General features: G+C 32.5%; 16 protein-coding genes and 1 riboswitch. Of the genes, 5 read left to right on the top strand and 11 right to left on the bottom strand.

Annotated elements, in window-relative coordinates:
* Positions 1-168: 168 nt before the first annotated feature.
* From IDG66_RS12210 to IDG66_RS12200, 3 genes are all read right to left on the bottom strand, one after another.
* Entirely contained in the window at positions 169-831 is a 663-nt protein-coding gene (locus IDG66_RS12210; protein WP_000514290.1) for a potassium channel family protein, read from the bottom strand.
* Between the two features lie 132 nt (positions 832-963).
* Entirely contained in the window at positions 964-1,983 is a 1,020-nt protein-coding gene (locus tag IDG66_RS12205) for a cytochrome d ubiquinol oxidase subunit II (RefSeq protein ID WP_000638453.1), read from the bottom strand.
* Positions 1,980-3,341 (bottom strand): cytochrome ubiquinol oxidase subunit I, encoded by a 1,362-nt coding sequence (locus IDG66_RS12200; protein WP_000381849.1) that lies wholly within the window; start codon positions 3,339-3,341, stop codon positions 1,980-1,982. The genes IDG66_RS12205 and IDG66_RS12200 overlap by 4 nt, the downstream gene beginning before the upstream one ends.
* Positions 3,342-3,538: 197 nt before the next feature.
* Between IDG66_RS12200 and nrdH the strand changes: the two genes are divergently transcribed.
* Positions 3,539-3,772 (top strand): glutaredoxin-like protein NrdH, encoded by a 234-nt coding sequence (nrdH, locus tag IDG66_RS12195; RefSeq protein WP_001289618.1) that lies wholly within the window; start codon positions 3,539-3,541, stop codon positions 3,770-3,772.
* Between the two features lie 236 nt (positions 3,773-4,008).
* Here the strand turns inward: nrdH and ptsP are convergent, their stop codons facing one another.
* From ptsP to auxA, 5 genes are all read right to left on the bottom strand, one after another.
* Positions 4,009-5,727 (bottom strand): phosphoenolpyruvate--protein phosphotransferase, encoded by a 1,719-nt coding sequence (gene ptsP / locus IDG66_RS12190; RefSeq protein ID WP_000040052.1) that lies wholly within the window; start codon positions 5,725-5,727, stop codon positions 4,009-4,011.
* Between the two features lie 2 nt (positions 5,728-5,729).
* Positions 5,730-5,996 (bottom strand): phosphocarrier protein HPr, encoded by a 267-nt coding sequence (locus IDG66_RS12185; RefSeq protein WP_000437472.1) that lies wholly within the window; start codon positions 5,994-5,996, stop codon positions 5,730-5,732.
* 153 nt (positions 5,997-6,149) lie between these two features.
* Positions 6,150-6,692, bottom strand: coding sequence for a hypothetical protein (locus IDG66_RS12180; RefSeq protein ID WP_000505966.1), 543 nt, complete (start codon positions 6,690-6,692; stop codon positions 6,150-6,152).
* 53 nt (positions 6,693-6,745) lie between these two features.
* On the bottom strand, positions 6,746-7,918 hold the full coding sequence (locus tag IDG66_RS12175; RefSeq protein ID WP_000685063.1) for a class I SAM-dependent rRNA methyltransferase: 1,173 nt from the start codon (positions 7,916-7,918) through the stop codon (positions 6,746-6,748).
* Positions 7,919-8,342: 424 nt separating this feature from the next.
* Entirely contained in the window at positions 8,343-9,638 is a 1,296-nt protein-coding gene (gene auxA / locus IDG66_RS12170) for a lipoteichoic acid stability factor AuxA (protein WP_000009069.1), read from the bottom strand.
* A 151-nt stretch (positions 9,639-9,789) separates the two neighbouring features.
* On the opposite strand from auxA, the gene graF reads away from it, so the two are divergent.
* The 4 genes from graF to IDG66_RS12150 all read left to right on the top strand — a co-directional run bounded on the left by graF (position 9,790) and on the right by IDG66_RS12150 (position 13,297).
* On the top strand, positions 9,790-9,924 hold the full coding sequence (gene graF / locus IDG66_RS12165; protein ID WP_000064214.1) for a glycopeptide resistance-associated protein GraF: 135 nt from the start codon (positions 9,790-9,792) through the stop codon (positions 9,922-9,924).
* A gap of 406 nt (positions 9,925-10,330) precedes the next feature.
* A riboswitch (TPP riboswitch) is annotated at positions 10,331-10,431 on the top strand.
* A gap of 76 nt (positions 10,432-10,507) precedes the next feature.
* The gene (locus IDG66_RS12160) at positions 10,508-11,083 is read left to right on the top strand and encodes an ECF transporter S component (protein WP_000033477.1); all 576 of its coding nucleotides are present in this window, start codon (positions 10,508-10,510) and stop codon (positions 11,081-11,083) included.
* Positions 11,084-11,097: 14 nt separating this feature from the next.
* The gene (locus tag IDG66_RS12155) at positions 11,098-12,498 is read left to right on the top strand and encodes an ABC transporter ATP-binding protein (RefSeq protein ID WP_000921973.1); all 1,401 of its coding nucleotides are present in this window, start codon (positions 11,098-11,100) and stop codon (positions 12,496-12,498) included.
* Positions 12,491-13,297, top strand: a complete 807-nt coding sequence (locus IDG66_RS12150; RefSeq protein ID WP_000273252.1) for an energy-coupling factor transporter transmembrane component T family protein — start codon at positions 12,491-12,493, stop codon at positions 13,295-13,297. The genes IDG66_RS12155 and IDG66_RS12150 overlap by 8 nt, the downstream gene beginning before the upstream one ends.
* 264 nt (positions 13,298-13,561) lie before the next feature.
* On the opposite strand, the gene purD is transcribed toward IDG66_RS12150, so the two are convergent.
* Genes purD through purN form a run of 3 tightly spaced genes read right to left on the bottom strand, consistent with a single transcriptional unit; the run spans position 13,562 to position 16,890 of the window.
* The gene (gene purD / locus IDG66_RS12145; RefSeq protein ID WP_001101902.1) at positions 13,562-14,809 is read right to left on the bottom strand and encodes a phosphoribosylamine--glycine ligase; all 1,248 of its coding nucleotides are present in this window, start codon (positions 14,807-14,809) and stop codon (positions 13,562-13,564) included.
* 21 nt (positions 14,810-14,830) lie between these two features.
* Positions 14,831-16,309, bottom strand: coding sequence for a bifunctional phosphoribosylaminoimidazolecarboxamide formyltransferase/IMP cyclohydrolase (gene purH / locus IDG66_RS12140; protein ID WP_000709290.1), 1,479 nt, complete (start codon positions 16,307-16,309; stop codon positions 14,831-14,833).
* A gap of 14 nt (positions 16,310-16,323) precedes the next feature.
* The gene (purN, locus tag IDG66_RS12135; RefSeq protein ID WP_000238663.1) at positions 16,324-16,890 is read right to left on the bottom strand and encodes a phosphoribosylglycinamide formyltransferase; all 567 of its coding nucleotides are present in this window, start codon (positions 16,888-16,890) and stop codon (positions 16,324-16,326) included.
* Between the last annotated feature and the right edge of the window lies 1 nt (position 16,891).

The following is a 16,891-nucleotide window of genomic DNA, read 5'->3' as shown; positions in this document are numbered from 1 at the left end:
CAGGGGCCCCAACATAGAGAATTTCGAAAAGAAATTCTACAGGCAATGCGAGTTGGGGTGTGGGCCCCAACAAAGAGAAATTGGATTCCCAATTTCTACAGACAATGTAAGTTGGGGTGGGACGACGAAATAAATTTTGAGAAAATATCATTTCTGTCCCACTCCCGATTATCTCGTCGCAATATTTTTTTCAAAGCGATTTAAATCATTATCATGTCCAATCATGATTAAAATATCACCTATTTCTAAATTAATATTTGGATTTGGTGAAATGATGAACTCTTTGCCTCGTTTAATTGCAATAATGTTAATTCCATATTGTGCTCTTATATCTAAATCAATGATAGACTGCCCCGCCATCTTTTCAGTTGCTTTCAATTCTACAATAGAATGCTCGTCTGCCAACTCAAGATAATCAAGTACACTTGCACTCGCAACATTATGCGCAATACGTCTACCCATATCACGCTCAGGGTGCACAACCGTATCTGCTCCAATTTTATTTAAAATCTTTGCATGATAATCATTTTGTGCTTTAGCAGTTACTTTTTTTACACCTAACTCTTTTAAAATTAAAGTCGTCAACGTACTTGATTGAATATTTTCACCAATTGCCACAATGACATGATCAAAGTTACGGATACCTAAACTTTTCATAACTGCTTCATCTGTTGTGTCTGCAACAACCGCATGAGTAGCGATATCACTATATTCATTCACTCTATTTTCATCATGGTCGATGGCCATTACATCCATGTCTAATGCATTCAACTCACGAACGATACTACCTCCAAAACGACCTAGACCGATGACTACATATTCTTTACCCATACTCGCCCTCCATTAAATGATTTTCATCAATTCATTGAAAATATAAATTTAAAATTATTATAAATGAGTACCCCAACTAAATTATCTAAATGCAGTAATGCAAGTAAATGAAAGTTGGGGTATCGTCTCAACTTATGATTTCTTTCCTTCAACATATTCTTTGTCGAAAACAAATAATCTTAATAATAATATTAACGATGGAAGTAATAAAAGTAAACCTAAAATAAAGACAATCACTAATGTCCAGCCCATTTCTGGATTAACATATGCATCTGTAATTTTTACAAACGGATATAAAAGGTATGGCAATTTACTAATTCCATAGCCAAAGAACGCGAACATCATTTGTAAAATAACAAATACAAAAGCCAAACCATGTTTTTTCTTAAAGAATGTTAACAATGAAGCTAATGCAAAGAATAAGAAACTTATAGCAAACATCCACCAATAGTCAAAAACAGCTGAATAAAAATGTTCAGAATTTTGAATGCGTAATGATAGAAATACGAATAAACAAATGATAATCATCGGCGGCCCTAAAAATATGTGCCATTGTCTTGTTAAATTATATGCTGGTTCGTCATTTGCTTTTTTAGCATAATATGTCAAAAATCCTGATGAAATATATAAAACTGAAATAATTGCCAAGAATACTACAGACCAAGCAAATGGGCTTAATAGTAACTGCACCCAATCTAGATCGATAACATTGTTTCGAACATTAATATAGCCACCTTCTGTAATAGTTAAAGCAGTAGATAATGAAGCTGGAATTAATAATCCACTTACCCCATACATGATCATCCATGCTAATTTTGTATCTTGACCATAATTTTCAAATGCATAAAAACTGTTTCTCAACGATATCATAATCAGTGCTATTGAACCTGGTATTAACAATACCGTGCCTAAATATTTGATTGACTCTGGAAAGAAACCTACGAATCCTACGAAGAAGAAAACAAAGAATACATTCGTAACTTCCCAAACTGGGTTTAAATAACGTGAAATTAAGTGATTAATTTTCTTTTCATCACCAGTTAACTTTGAATGCAATGCGAAGAAACCTGCCCCAAAATCTATAGAAGCAATAATGATATAGCAAAATAAAAACAACCATAACACTGTTATACCTATAAATGCATAAATCATTTTTCTATTTCTCCTCCTTGCTTCTTGGCTAAACGATTTACATCTTCATACGCCGGTTTATTTTTAAACATACGAATTAATACGTATGCACATGTATACATTAAAATGATGTACAATATGCCAAATAAAATTGTAACGAAGGTTATTCCGCCTGCTTGTGTTGCTGCTTCTGCCACGCGCATATAACCACGAACAATCCAAGGCTGTCTACCCATCTCTGTTAAGAACCATCCAAATTCTATAGCTAGCATTGAAGCTGGTCCTGTTAATAATATTCCGTAAAGCATCCATTTATGAGTAGAAAACTTTCTAAGCTTTTTAAACATTAAAGTTAAAACATAAACACCTGAAATGACAAAACATAAAATTCCCATCGTTACCATTAAATCAAAGAAATAATGGACAATCATAGGCGGATGTAAACTTTTTGGAAAATCATTTAACCCTTGCACTTTAGTTTTGACACTATTATCTGCTAAGAAACTCAATAGTCCAGGTAATTCAATCGCACCTTTAACTTGCTGAGTCTTTTCATCTAACACACCAAATAATAATAATTTAGCATGGGAAGATGTATCGAAATGCCATTCATAAGCTGCTAATTTTTCAGGTTGGAATTTATGCAAAAATTTTGCAGATAAATCCCCTGCCAACATAGAAAGTAATGTTGAAAAGAATCCAACTATCATAGACATTTTCAAAGCTTTCTTATGGTAGACAGTATCTTTAGGTTGACGATTACGCAATAATTTAAAAGCTGCTATTGATGCAATAACAAATGCCATCGTCATACCGGCTGTAGTAATTACGTGAAATGATCGAACTATAAACGATGGGTTAAACATCGCTTCTATAGGTTGAACATTGACCATCTTTCCATTCTTCAACTCAAAACCTGCAGGCGTATTCATAAATGAATTCACTGAAGTAATGAAGAATGCTGAGAAAGAGCCACCAATAATTACTGGTATACTAATTAAGAAATGTGTCCATTTATTTTTAAAACGATCCCAAGTATATAAATATATACTTAAGAAAATAGCTTCAAAGAAGAACGCAAATGTTTCCATAAATAATGGAAGTGCAATAACGTGTCCACCCATTTCCATAAATGTAGGCCAAATCAATGATAATTGAAGTCCTATAATTGTACCTGTAACAACTCCCACTGCTACAGTAATTGTATAAGCTTTAGCCCATCTTTTGGCCATAGCTATATATTGAAGATCATTTTTGCGAATACCTAAAAATTCTGCAATTGCGAACATTAAAGGCATACCAACACCAATCGTTGCAAAAATGATATGAACTGCTAAAGTCATAGCTGTCAAAAACCGACTGATTTCAACTGTATCCATTTAAAAACATCACCTTTTTCTTTTTTTGATGACAACACAATGAACTTAATTATAATTGCTATAATGTGTATTTTTAAAACATTATGCGCTATGAAATTGTGTATAATTTATGTCAGTTCACAATGTGTTCACAAATTTGAATTTCAATGTATAATTGTGTATATTACATTAGAATAAAACACGAAGGAGCATGATACATGTCAGAAATAATCGTTTATACGCAGAATGATTGCCCACCTTGTACATTTGTAAAAAATTATCTTAATGAGCATCAAATTGATTTTGAAGAGAGAAATATCAACAATCAACAATATCGAAACGAAATGATAGATTTTGATGCTTTTTCAACTCCGTTTATTTTGTTGAATGGTAATCCAATGTACCATGTTGATCTTGATGAAATCAACAAAGTATTAAATATCCAAGATTAATTTTCATCTAAATCAACTTCATCATTTATAGCTATCATAAATTAAATATCGATTTTTAAATTAACTAACATTAATTAAAGAACAACATTTTGTTAATGACACATAGTTGTTTAATTAGTTAGCAACAACATTCCATTGAAATTAACATAAATCATAAAAAAGAACCCGAAGTATTCATAATTACTCACAATGAATACTTCGGGTTTATTTATAATTCTGTCTTTCGAAAGAATTAATTATTTTACGTAGTTGTTAACTAATTCAATAACTTCTTCTTGCGTTGCACAGTCGACTGCACGGTTAGCAAGTTCAGTCATTTCATTTTTACTTAAACCATTAATTTGTCTTCTTGCTTTCAGAATAGACGTTGCACTCATAGAGAACTCATCTAAACCTAAACCAAGCAATAATGGAATAGCTGTTTCATCTCCAGCCATTTCACCACACATACCTGTCCATTTACCTTCTTTATGTGACGCTTCAATAACTTGTTTAACTAAACGTAAGATTGAAGGGTTATATGGTTGGTATAGATATGATACACGCTCTGACATACGGTCAGCAGCTAATGTGTATTGAATTAAATCATTTGTACCGATACTGAAGAAATCTACTTCTTTAGCAAAGACATCAGCTAATGCTGCTGTTGCAGGTATCTCTACCATGATTCCTAATTCTATATCATCCGAAATGTCATGACCTTCATTTTTAAGGTTTTCTTTTTCTTCTAATAATATAGCTTTAGCTTCTCTAAATTCGTTAATTGTTGCAACCATTGGGAACATGATATTTAACTTACCATAAACTGATGCACGTAATAATGCACGTAGCTGTGGTCTGAAAATATCTTGTTGCGCAAGGCATAAACGAATCGCACGGTAACCTAAGAATGGATTCATTTCTTCAGGCAAGTTTAAGTATGATAATTCTTTATCTCCACCTATATCTAAAGTACGTACAACAACACGTTTACCGTCCATTGCTTCTAATACTTCTTTATAAGCTTCAAATTGTTCTTCTTCTGTAGGCATTTGGTCACGACCCATATATAAAAACTCAGTTCTATATAAGCCGATACCTTGTGCACCATTTTCAATAACACCTGGCAAATCATTAGGTGTACCAATATTTGCAGCAAGCTCTGCGTGAACACCATCAACTGTAACAGTATCAGCATCACGTAGTTTTTGTAATTCTTTCTTGTCAGCAAAATAACGCTCACGTTTATCTTGATAAGCGATTAACTCATCTTCAGTTGGATTAACGATTACATCACCATTTAATCCATCTACGATAATCATGTCGCCTTGTTTAACTTCTTGAGTAATTGATTTTGTACCAACAATTGCTGGAATTTCTAAAGAACGACTCATAATTGCAGAGTGACTTGTTCTTCCGCCAATGTTTGTAGCAAAACCTTGTACGAATTCTTTATTTAATTGAGCAGTATCAGATGGCGTTAAGTCATTCCCTACAATAACAACGCTTTCATCAATCATACTCGGATTCGGTAATTCTACACCTAAAATATGTGATAACACACGTTTAGAAACGTCGCGAATATCAGCCGCACGTTCTTTCATGTATTCGTTATCCATAGATTCAAAAATTGTAACAAATTGTGTTGTTACATCCGTTAATGCTGTAGCAGCATTAGCGTTTTCATTTTTAATCTTATCTTGGATTGGTTGAATTAATTCAGGGTCATCTAAAACTAATAAATGTGCATCAAAGATAGCAGCTTTATCAGCACCTAGTTGAACCTCTGCATTATTTCTAATTTTAGTTAACTCAACTTTAGAAGCTTCGATAGCGCTATTGAACTTTGCAACTTCTCCTTCAACATCAGTGACTTTTTCATTTTTGTCGAATGTTAAGTCTGGCTCAACTAATAAATAAGCTTTAGCAATTGCGACACCATCAGATGCGGCAATACCTTTAATTAATTTAGACATGATTATTTAGTCAATCCTTCTTTTGATAAGACGTCACTGATTGCTTGAATGGCGTCAGATTCATCACTACCGTCAGCATAAATTGTAATTTCAGCATCTTTACCAACACCAAGGCTCATAACACCCATGATTGATTTTAAGTTTACTTTCTTACCGTTATATTCTAATTGAATATCAGAATCGAATTTTGAAGCTGTTTGTACTAACATTGTTGCTGGTCTAGCGTGAATACCAGTCTCGTCGATGATTACATATGAATTTTGTTCCATAATTACATTTCTCCTTCGTATAGTTAGAATCTTCAATATTATTACAATACTAACTTAGTTTTATACATTAACTTTACCAAAACCATGCTTTAAATTCAATTCGTTTAAAACCGGTTTCAGTAAAATTTGCAAATTGCAAAACTATTATAGCACCTACATGACATTTTTAATAACATTTTCGCATTTTTGAATGTGATCTTTTCCAATTTTATTCATAAAATAGTAACTAATAGATGCAGACACAGCTTGTCCTACAACAGGAAACCATTTTGTTTGTTTTGCAGCAGTACGTTTAGCTACATCTCTAATAACTATTTTTAAAAATGCACTTGAAATTCTTTTACCAATAAATTGACTACCTTGAATTGCTGCTGCAGACATAATTCTTTCTTTCACATCATCCCCAAGGCTATTAACTTGCTTATGATCTAATCCGTATATTTTATTTACATCTTCGATAATATCTTTCATTAATTTTAAATCAACACCAAAATCTAAACCCGGAATTGGAACAACGCTCATTGTTGATGACATTAAAGATTTTCTCTTTACAATTGCTTCAGCACGTTGTCGTCTTTCTCTCAATTCTTGAATCGTCGTTGGCATTGCACCTTTTCCGTCAACATTTTCTATTTTAAAGACTGAATTACCAATTTTATTTGTTAAATTTGATGTTAAATTGTTTTTGAATCCCATAATATTATCACCCTTCTTTTTCTCAATAAGTTACTATACCCCTTTTTATCAAATTAATGTCTAATATTTACAAAAACAGCTTTTAAATATTTAGATGGCTTATAATGTGGATGCGTTTTAAAATCTTTTGGTAATCCCATAACTTCAGTTAATTCATAATCAACGCCACTCTCTTCAAGCGTCTTTTTAATAGTATTTTTAAATTGCTTTAATGGATATACACTTGCGTTTGTACATAACAATAATGTTCCTTCAGATGATAAGATATTTAAGGCGCCATTAATTAATTTGTCATAATCTTTTTGCACTGAAAATGTACGTTTTTTGTTACGCGCAAAGCTAGGTGGATCAATCACGATCGTGTCATAACTATGTCCATGTCGTGCAGCATATTTATAGAAATCAAAAGTGTCCATGACATAAATATATTGGGATTTAGGATCAATAGCATTTAATCCAAAATTTTCTTCAGTTAAACTACGAGAACGATTAGCCAAATCTACACTTGTTGTTGAAGATGCCTCACTTGCTGCTATTACAGAAAAAGCACCTGTATAACTAAATAAGTTTAAAACATGGCGTTCTTTGGCATATTGATCCCTTAATTTCTTGCGCACTTCTTTTTGATCTAAAAAGATACCTGTCATCAAACCATCTTCAAGGTCTACATTATAAAATGTGAAGTTTTCTTCGATAACAATTGGAAACTCAGGTGCATCTCCTTCAACAAAACCACCACTATATTCGCTGTCTTTAAATCTTACTTTTTCGTAAATAGATTTATAATCAAATACTTTTCTAACCGCTTCAAGAATGGCATATTTAAATTTATAAATACCTTTTGAGTACCATTGAATCAACAAATGACCATCGTAATTGTCGATTGTTAATCCCCCAACACCATCACCTTCAGCATTAAATAATCTAAAAGCATTTGTTCCATCTATATTAAAATAATAATCACGTTCTGCTAATGCAGTATTAAACAATTTCACAAAGAAAGCTGTGTTGATTTCTTGAGCTTTATCGTATGTTAGAACCCAACCTAATCCTTTATGTTGGCGACCAACATAAGCCGTTGCAACATATTGTGATTTATCAGTCACAATTTGAAAAATATCTCCTTCTTTTAAATGATCTTGTGAATAGATATCCTCTTCTTCAATTAAAGGATATCCATTAAAATATTTTGTTTCTTTGCCTTTGTTCAGAGTTGCTATTTTCATCTGACAACTTCCTTTCTGTGTTTCGTTGTAGTTTTATATAGATTAAATTGTTTGCCAAATTTCAATATCATCTACTTCTAATCTTAATGTTGATTTTAACAAATTAGTAATTCGAATGATATATGTTAAATTTCTACAAAGGAAATACTATATATCGTTTCGCAATTTCCAAATGTCGATTCAACTATTTAATAGTTTTCTTGATTTTACAAATGGATAACTTTTCAACTATTTTATTTGCACTAAAACTTTGTATACAATTTTCAATACTTAATTCACATCACCTGAATCAATCAAATCTAGTTACAAAAAAAGTACTATCCATAAACTTCATTGACCTGTATCTAAATAAGTTAGAGATATATCTAACTTATAGCGTACACATCAAAATGTTTAATAGATAGTACTTTTATAATGCTTTTAATTATGGTCGCTCTCGTAATTGTAACGAATAAGAAATGATGATTGCCAATAACATTAATAGTAATGTTGGTGTAATGAACACTGAAAGTAGTAGTCCATGAATCATTATATTTATGAATTCCGTTAACAATTTAAAGAATAAAATGCTCCCCATAAATAGTTGTAAATAATAAAACTTACCTTTCAAGTGGAAAGTTAACGTTGTAGCGATATATGCGATAATAATGAATAACAGAATTAGTAATGTAACCCATTCAATAACATATTGTGTCTGTGATAATTTCCAATCACCAGATACAAATAATGCATTACGATTATTAAATTCTAAAAATGTGAATAAAAAGATGACGACACCACAAAATAGTTCGACATACATTGGTTTAACCCATTTCGGTTTTCTCATCCAATCAGGAATATCGTCTTCTTGAATATCGATAATATCATTAACTTTCTTTTTGAATTTATCTCTTTTAGCTCTAATTTTATCTAAATCGACACTTCTTCTTGTCTTACGTGCATATTCTGTAGTCTTATCTTGGAGTTGTTTCAAGTGAATTTTAGTTTGATTCGTGACATTCCCTTTACTTGTTCTTGATAATTCTGGCTCCTCTTCACCTAATTCTTGCTTTGTTAAAGGTAAAGCTCGGCGCAAGAACAAGAAATTCCAAATAGCCATTTGACCAAGTAACCACATAATTATAAAGAAAGCATTGACACTTAAGATATCAATTGACTCTATTTCATTAGCATCAATTCTGCCATACAATGCAATTTGTGTAATTAAGTAACTTATACCATAACTCACAATTATCCACATGAAATGATTTTTTACATTTTCCTGATTCAATTCATCTTTATAGACGATATATCCTATATGAATTGTAAATGGAATAATGAAAATCACTGCAAAGAATCCATAAACTTGAGTCATTAATATAAGAGTAATAATAAAGTACATGATACCGATAACTAAGAAAAAGATAGAAATATCATAGTCATACTTAATAGTTCTAAGTAATGTATGACCAATCAACATAACTAAAATACCGAATATAATTATCACAATTGCACTAACTATAGGGAAATTACCTATAAATCGACTCATTACTTTAATAATTTCACTGAAAAATGCATTCAGAAATTCCCACACATTATGAACATGTGTATCAACTTTTTTACCACCATTTAATTGTTTAATTAATGGCAAGTTAATTAAAATAATGAGACCAGTGAAGAGTGAAACGATACCGATTAAATAGCTAAAAATAATTTCGGCGTGTTTCCTAAGAAAAGACATTATGTTCACCTCAAAATCATTATATATTAATCTAATGTTGTTGTCTTTAGATAAATGAATAAATAGTGCTATAGACTTAGAAAAGTTTAACGAAAGTACAACCGGGTAAGATTTATATATAAATAATTATCCAATTTGGGAGGAATTAATCATGTCTAATGAAAATCAAAATAAAAAAGCAGCAGAAAAAGCTAAAGAAGTTGAAGAAAAATTAAAAGATAAAAAAGAAGAAAAAACAGAAGATATTAATCAAACAAAACAAGATATCCAAGATACACTAAATTAATTTAAATCCCCTTACAACTTTTAGTTGTTAGGGGATTTTATGCATGTGCTCGGCGCATGTGTCCCTCTTCTTCCTTACAACTTTTAGTTGTTAGGGGCTTTTTTGCATGTGCTCGGCGCATGTATCCCTCTTTTACCCTACAAACTATAATTCGTAAGCCATTATGCACGGGTTCTTCACTGTTGTTAAAGAGGTATGATTGATAAGTATCCCTCTTCATTTATCAGCTCAATCTTATTACATGTCACATATTTTTATATCTTTAATTACTAACATTCCTACTACATCTTCAATTTAAATCCAATGCTAATATTATAAATTTTAAATCGAATTAAACAAAATTTCATGAAGACAACCTATTGACATAAGTTTACAAACGTCTTACAGTATAATTAATTAAATAAATCGCACACACTAGGGGTGTTTTATACTGAGATGAGGCTTGCCCTCAAACCCTTTGAACCTGATCTAGCTTGAACTAGCGTAGGAAAGTGTTACTATACATATGTTTTACTAATATATATTGTGAACGCATAACTTTCCTATGGATGGTTGTGCGTTTTTTTATTAGGAGGATGTAAAAATGTCAAAAGGTTTAAAGCTATCTGAAATACTAGTAACCGTACTTATTTCAGTAGTATTCGCAGTTATTTACAATTTATGGTGGTTTGTTTACAATGGTGTGCAAGCTACAGGCCTTCACCTCGAACAATTAACAAACGGGGTTTGGTTCATGGCAGCGATTGTCTGCTATCTAATTATTCCAAAACCAGGTATTGCTTTACTGGCTGAATTTGCTGCAGGTGCCGGCGAAACTATCATTATGGGTCGTTTCGATATTCCGACAATCGTTTACGCTTTCATACAAGGTTTAGCGTGTGAACTTGTCTTTGCAATTTTTAAATATCAATCTCGTTCAGTTATGGTAGCTATGTTAGCAGGTTTTTGTACAGCAATCGCGGCTTTCCCTATAGATTATTTCTATGGTTATTTAAATGAAGTTGCAGGTTGGAACTTAACATTATTCATCGTATTTAGATTAATTAGTGGTGCAGTAGTCGCCGGCGTCCTATCTTACCTTTTAGTAAAAGCTTTAGATAAGACAGGCGTAACAAAATTATTTAGACCAGCTGCTAAAGAAGATTACGACAACTTATAAGAGGAGCATTCAGAGTGTTAAAAGTAAGTGATTTACGATTAAAATATCCAAGTGGTCAGCGTAAAATTTTCGATCATTTAAATATCACTATTCAAGACAAAGAAAAAGTACTTTTACTCGGTCCTTCTGGTTGCGGTAAAAGTACACTTCTGAATGTATTAAGTGGTATTGTTCCTAATTTAATTGAATTACCTATGAAATATGATGAACTAATCGTTGACCCATTAAGTGGCGTTATTTTCCAAGACCCTGATAGCCAGTTTTGTATGCCAAAAGTATACGAAGAACTTGCATTCGTTTTAGAAAATAGACAAGTACCACGTGAAGACATGGATGCGTTAATTATCAATGCTTTAAATATGGTCAATTTAAATGTTACCCCTGAAACGTATATCAAAGATTTAAGTGGCGGGATGAAACAGAAATTGGCAATTGTTGAAACCATTCTTCAACAATCAAAAACATTGTTTTTAGATGAACCGACAGCAATGTTAGATGTTCAAGCAACAGAAGATTTATGGACTAAACTAATTGAACTTTGGGAAGATCAAACTGTTGTAATCGTTGAACATAAAGTTAAACACATCTGGAATCATGTCGACCGCGTCATTTTGATGGATTATAACGGAAATATCATTGCCGATGAATGTCCTGAAATCATATTACAGAAGTATGTTCATTTACTCAGTGAATATGGTGTGTGGCATCCACGTGCATGGGAATTCGCACCAAGTCGTGTTGACTTTCCAACAACAAACTCACACTTATTACAATTTAAAAATGGACGTATTATTCGCGGTAAATCAACATTGCTCTCATTCTCAGATTTAGAAATTGGTCTAGGTGAGTGGATTACAATTACAGGGGCAAATGGTAGTGGTAAAACAACCTTGCTTGAATCAATTATGCAATTGATTAAATATCAAGGTGATGTTTATTTTGAAAATCAGCGTTTAACAAAAATTAAACATGCAGCAAAACACATGTACCTAGTTTATCAAAACCCAGAATTACAATTTATAACAAATTCGGTTTATGATGAAATTAACATTCATTTTAATCACCTTTCTAAAGATCAAAGTGATGATGAAACGATACAACTTTTAAAACTTTTAGATTTACAAAATGTAAAAGATCAACATCCTTATGAGTTGTCTATTGGTCAAAAACGACGCCTTAGCGTAGCTACCGCACTAAGTTCTAAAGCTGATATTATCTTTTTAGATGAACCGACATTTGGACTTGATAGCCATAATACATTCCAGTTGATCAAACTTTTCCAAAAGCGAATTAATTTGGGACAAAGTATTGTCATGGTTACACATGACGATGAAATAATTGAACGTTATCCATCAAGAAGACTTAAAATTTCAGATGGTGCGTTACTAGATTGTGATGGTGATACGAATGTATGAGCAATGGAAAGTTCGGCAATCATTTGTTGATGATGTCAACATTATAACGAAACTATTTCTTGGAATTATACTATTTTTCTTTATTATATTTGTGCATAATTTCGATTTTATGCTTTATATCACTATCTTAATGTTAGTTTTCTTATTGATGTTTAATGGTACTCAGTTTAAAATTACAGCAATTTTTATAACTATAAGTATTGGCTTTGCATTACTCTCTTCCCTGTTCATGATTTTATACGGGAATGGTAGCCATACAATTTTGAAATTCGGATTTATCCATATTACAACAGAAAGTTTAGTTCGTGGTTTACATGTATCATTAAGAACCATTGCTATTTCATTTTTCGGTATCTTAATCGCACTTACATCTCAGGTTGTCATGATATTTTATAGTTTAATGCAACATTTAAAGGTTAAATCAAAAGTTGCTTATGCATTCATGGCTGCCATTCGTATGATACCTTTAATGATTAGTTCTTTAATACAGCTTCGCAGATCTTTAAAAATGCGCTATCAGATGATAGACGCAGCAAATTATAGAGGGTTAAAGCGATTTAAGCATTTAATTATACCTCTATTAAGCCAAAATATTAGAAAGGCACATCAATTATCAGTTGCGATGGAGTCCAAAGGATTTAGAGATGGTCCTCGTACTTACTATTACAACGTACCTTTCTCATATAAAGATATAATCTTTATTATAGTTTTAATTGCCATTATTACTTTGGCATATTATTGTTCAATCACCTTACCCATCACGGGCATAGATGATGTTCGTCTTGGTCGTGTAGGTTAAATTTTATCCATAATTGTATAGATACTAAATTAGAAATTCATTGTATAGAAAAAGAAAACCATTTATTCCATACTAAACAAAAGAGGTGCCACAAACATGTTATTTTGTTCATCCAAACATGTTGTGGCGCCTCTTTTGTATTACATATGCATAATCACAAATTTGGTACAGAAATCAATGTCCTAGACTCTACAACTAAAAAAGCTATGAAAAAATCTATCGTTATAGATTCGTTCATAGCTAATCTTAGTATTTTAAATTTACTTATTTAAGTTGTAGTGCTTTATTCGCAATGTCATGACGATAGAATAAATGGTCACTTTGTATTTGTGATACTTTTTCGTATGCGTCTCGCTGTGCATCTTGTACATTGTCACCTTTTCCGATGGCAAGTATAACTCTACCACCTGAAGTAACAAAGGTATCACCTTGCTTCTTTAATCCACTAACAAAATAGTTTTCATTTAAATCAAAGCCACTTACTTTATGCCCTTTTTCATATGCATCAGGATATCCTTTTGATGCCAACATGACCCCTACAATAGATTCATTTTTCCATTTGAATTCAGTACGTTTTCCTTCATCTAAATCAATAATATGCTGCATTAAATCACTTTCCATGCGACTTAATAATACTTGAGCTTCAGGATCACCAAAACGGGCATTAAATTCTATTACTTTTGGACCATTTTTAGTTAAAATAGCACCAATGTATAATACACCGAAGAATTGATAACCTTCATTAAGCATTGCCTTTGCAATGGGTTGTGCAATTGTTTCATTTGTAAGTTTTAAAACATCGTCACTAATATGTGGTACTGGACAATAAGCCCCCATACCACCAGTATTTGGTCCTTCATCATGATCAAATGCGCGTTTATGATCTTGTGCAATACAGTCGAAAGGTACTGCTAAATCACCATTAACAAATGTCATTAGCGAGAACTCTTCACCTTCTAAAAACGTTTCAAATACAACAGTACCTTCTTCTTCATCACCATACATAATCTCAATAGCACTTCTGGCTGCTTCAATAGTATCTGCAATAATAACGCCTTTCCCAGCAGCTAACCCATCTTTCTTGACAACAACGGGCAATTCACAGTTTTCAATATATGTTAAAGCATCCTTTTTTCGCTCAACTTCTTTATAATCAGCAGTTGGAATATTATATTTTTCCATTATCTTTTTAGCAAATAATTTTGAGCCTTCGATTTGAGCTGCTTGCTTATTTGGACCAAACACTTTGAAACCATTCGCTCGTAAAATGTCTGCTAATCCATCAATTAGCGGCTGTTCTGGACCTATAACTACCCAATCAACATTTTGCCGTTTAGCAAAATCTAATATCGCTTGATGATCAGATTCTGAAATTTCAGTGTGTACTTCAGCTATAGGTGTCATTGCCTCATTACCTGGAATGGCAAACACTTGTTTAACTAGATTCGATTGATTAAGTTTATATGCAAGTGCATGTTCTCGTCCACCAGCACCAATTACTAATACATTCATTTATGTTACGCCCCTTTAAAATTAGTGTTTAAAATGTCGAGTGCCTGTGACTACCATTGCAATACCATGTTTATTAGCCATATCAATTGAATCTTGATCTTTAATCGAACCACCCGGTTGGATAATTGCCTTTATACCATGTTGTGCTGCAAGTTCAACTGTATCTCCCATAGGGAAAAATCCATCAGATACTAACGCTACATGATCATTGATTTCAATAGCTCTCTCTAACGCAATTTTAGCAGCACCGACACGATTCATTTGTCCAGCACCTATACCTACAGTTTGTTTATTATTACTTAAAATAATTGCATTACTTTTTACTGATGGTACAACTTTCCATCCTAATAACATTGCTTCCCATTGTTCATCAGTAGGTGCTACTTCTGTAACAACTTTCATTTCTTCTTTTGGCACGACATAATTGTCTTTATCTTGAACTAAATATCCGCCAGATACTGAAACAAACTCTTCTTCGTTACTGTCTATAGTCATATCAATTTCTAATAATCTTACATTCTTCTTTTGTTTTAAAATATCTAATGCTTCATCTGTAAATTTTGGTGCAATAATGACTTCCAAAAAGATACTATGCAATTGCTCTGCTAACTCAGGTGTTACAGCTCGGTTTAATGCAACAATTCCACCAAATATTGATTGACTATCCGCTTCATACGCATGTTGAAATGCTTGTTCTATCGTGTCACCGATACCAACACCACATGGATTCATGTGTTTAACCGCAACTGTAGCAGGTGTATCAAACTTTTTAACTAAAGCTAGTGTAGCATCTGCATCTTTAATATTGTTATAGCTTAATTGTTTCCCATGTAATTGTTTAGCGCCTGCAATCGTGTGCTTAGCATTCGAAGTTCTCACAAAATACGCTGATTGTTGTGGATTTTCTCCATATCTTAAAGTTTCTTTATCCCCTTTAAAGAAACGTACAATCGCTTCATCATATTCTGCAGTATGCTCAAAAACTTTAATCATTAATGATTGTCTATATGACTCATCTAACGAATCGTTTCTTAATCGCGTCAATACTTCTTGATAATCTGCCGGATGTACAATTGTTGTTACATGTTTATAGTTTTTAGCTGCAGCACGTAACATTGTTGGACCACCAATATCAATATTTTCAATTGCTTCGTCCATCGTCACATCAGGGTTTGCAACAGTTTGTTGGAATGGATATAAATTAACTACTACCATATCAATTAAATCTATATGTTGTTCTGATAATTCATTTAAATGCTGCGGTTTATTTCGATCAGCTAAAATGCCACCATGAACAGCCGGATGTAATGTTTTAACACGGCCATCCATTATTTCTGGAAAATGTGTTAAGTCTGAAACAGAACGAACTGGTACATTTGCTTCATCTAATATACGTTTAGTACCACCTGTTGAATATAATTCATAATTTAATTGCGTTAACGCTTTAGCAAACTCTACAATACCTGTTTTATTTGATACGCTCAAAATAGCTTTCTTCATCACATACATACTCCTTATTTTACAATTTTAGCAATAACACTTGGATATAACTCATATTCCAATTTTTTTACTTTCTCTTCTAATTGTTCTTTTGAATCGTCCGGTCTAATATCACATTGTCTCTGTTCAATAATTTCTCCCGTATCCATACCACAATCAACATAATGTACTGTCGAACCAGTAATAGTATCGCCACTATGATATGCTTGGCCTATTGCGTCAATCCCCTTATATTTCGGCAATAGAGATGGATGTATATTCAATATTTTACCTTCAAATGAAGCTAATAAATCTGGACCAATTAGACGCATGTAGCCAGCTAAAATAATCCACTCTACCTTATCTTCATTTAATAGTGATACTAAATGTTGTTCATACGCTGCTTTTGAATCAAATTGTTTTGGTTCATTAATATAAACAGGAATATCGTGCTTTTTTGCTCTATCTATACAAAACGCATTTTGATGATCCGTATATAGCGCCGTAACTTCAATATTTTCAAGTTTTCCTGATTCAACATGCTCAACTATATTTTCAAAGTTACTTCCTGAACCTGATGCAAAAATCGCAATTTTAACCATT

It is taken from the genome of Staphylococcus sp. EG-SA-18 (assembly GCF_017151825.1).
Taxonomy (GTDB): Bacteria; Bacillota; Bacilli; order Staphylococcales; family Staphylococcaceae; genus Staphylococcus; species Staphylococcus aureus.
Note: the sequence above shows the minus strand (reverse complement) of the source record. Positions and strands in the feature narration are given on the sequence as shown.

Coding starts and splice junctions, on each gene's coding strand:
- IDG66_RS12200 (WP_000381849.1), bottom strand. CDS start 3,341: ATGGATACAGTTGAAATCAGTCGGTTTTTGACAGCTATGACTTTAGCA.
- purN (WP_000238663.1), bottom strand. CDS start 16,890: ATGGTTAAAATTGCGATTTTTGCATCAGGTTCAGGAAGTAACTTTGAA.
- ptsP (WP_000040052.1), bottom strand. CDS start 5,727: ATGTCTAAATTAATTAAAGGTATTGCCGCATCTGATGGTGTCGCAATT.
- nrdH (WP_001289618.1), top strand. CDS start 3,539: ATGTCAGAAATAATCGTTTATACGCAGAATGATTGCCCACCTTGTACA.
- IDG66_RS12180 (WP_000505966.1), bottom strand. CDS start 6,692: ATGGGATTCAAAAACAATTTAACATCAAATTTAACAAATAAAATTGGT.
- IDG66_RS12175 (WP_000685063.1), bottom strand. CDS start 7,918: ATGAAAATAGCAACTCTGAACAAAGGCAAAGAAACAAAATATTTTAAT.
- purH (WP_000709290.1), bottom strand. CDS start 16,309: ATGAAGAAAGCTATTTTGAGCGTATCAAATAAAACAGGTATTGTAGAG.
- IDG66_RS12185 (WP_000437472.1), bottom strand. CDS start 5,996: ATGGAACAAAATTCATATGTAATCATCGACGAGACTGGTATTCACGCT.
- graF (WP_000064214.1), top strand. CDS start 9,790: ATGTCTAATGAAAATCAAAATAAAAAAGCAGCAGAAAAAGCTAAAGAA.
- auxA (WP_000009069.1), bottom strand. CDS start 9,638: ATGTCTTTTCTTAGGAAACACGCCGAAATTATTTTTAGCTATTTAATC.
- purD (WP_001101902.1), bottom strand. CDS start 14,809: ATGAATGTATTAGTAATTGGTGCTGGTGGACGAGAACATGCACTTGCA.
- IDG66_RS12150 (WP_000273252.1), top strand. CDS start 12,491: ATGTATGAGCAATGGAAAGTTCGGCAATCATTTGTTGATGATGTCAAC.
- IDG66_RS12210 (WP_000514290.1), bottom strand. CDS start 831: ATGGGTAAAGAATATGTAGTCATCGGTCTAGGTCGTTTTGGAGGTAGT.
- IDG66_RS12205 (WP_000638453.1), bottom strand. CDS start 1,983: ATGATTTATGCATTTATAGGTATAACAGTGTTATGGTTGTTTTTATTT.
- IDG66_RS12160 (WP_000033477.1), top strand. CDS start 10,508: ATGTCAAAAGGTTTAAAGCTATCTGAAATACTAGTAACCGTACTTATT.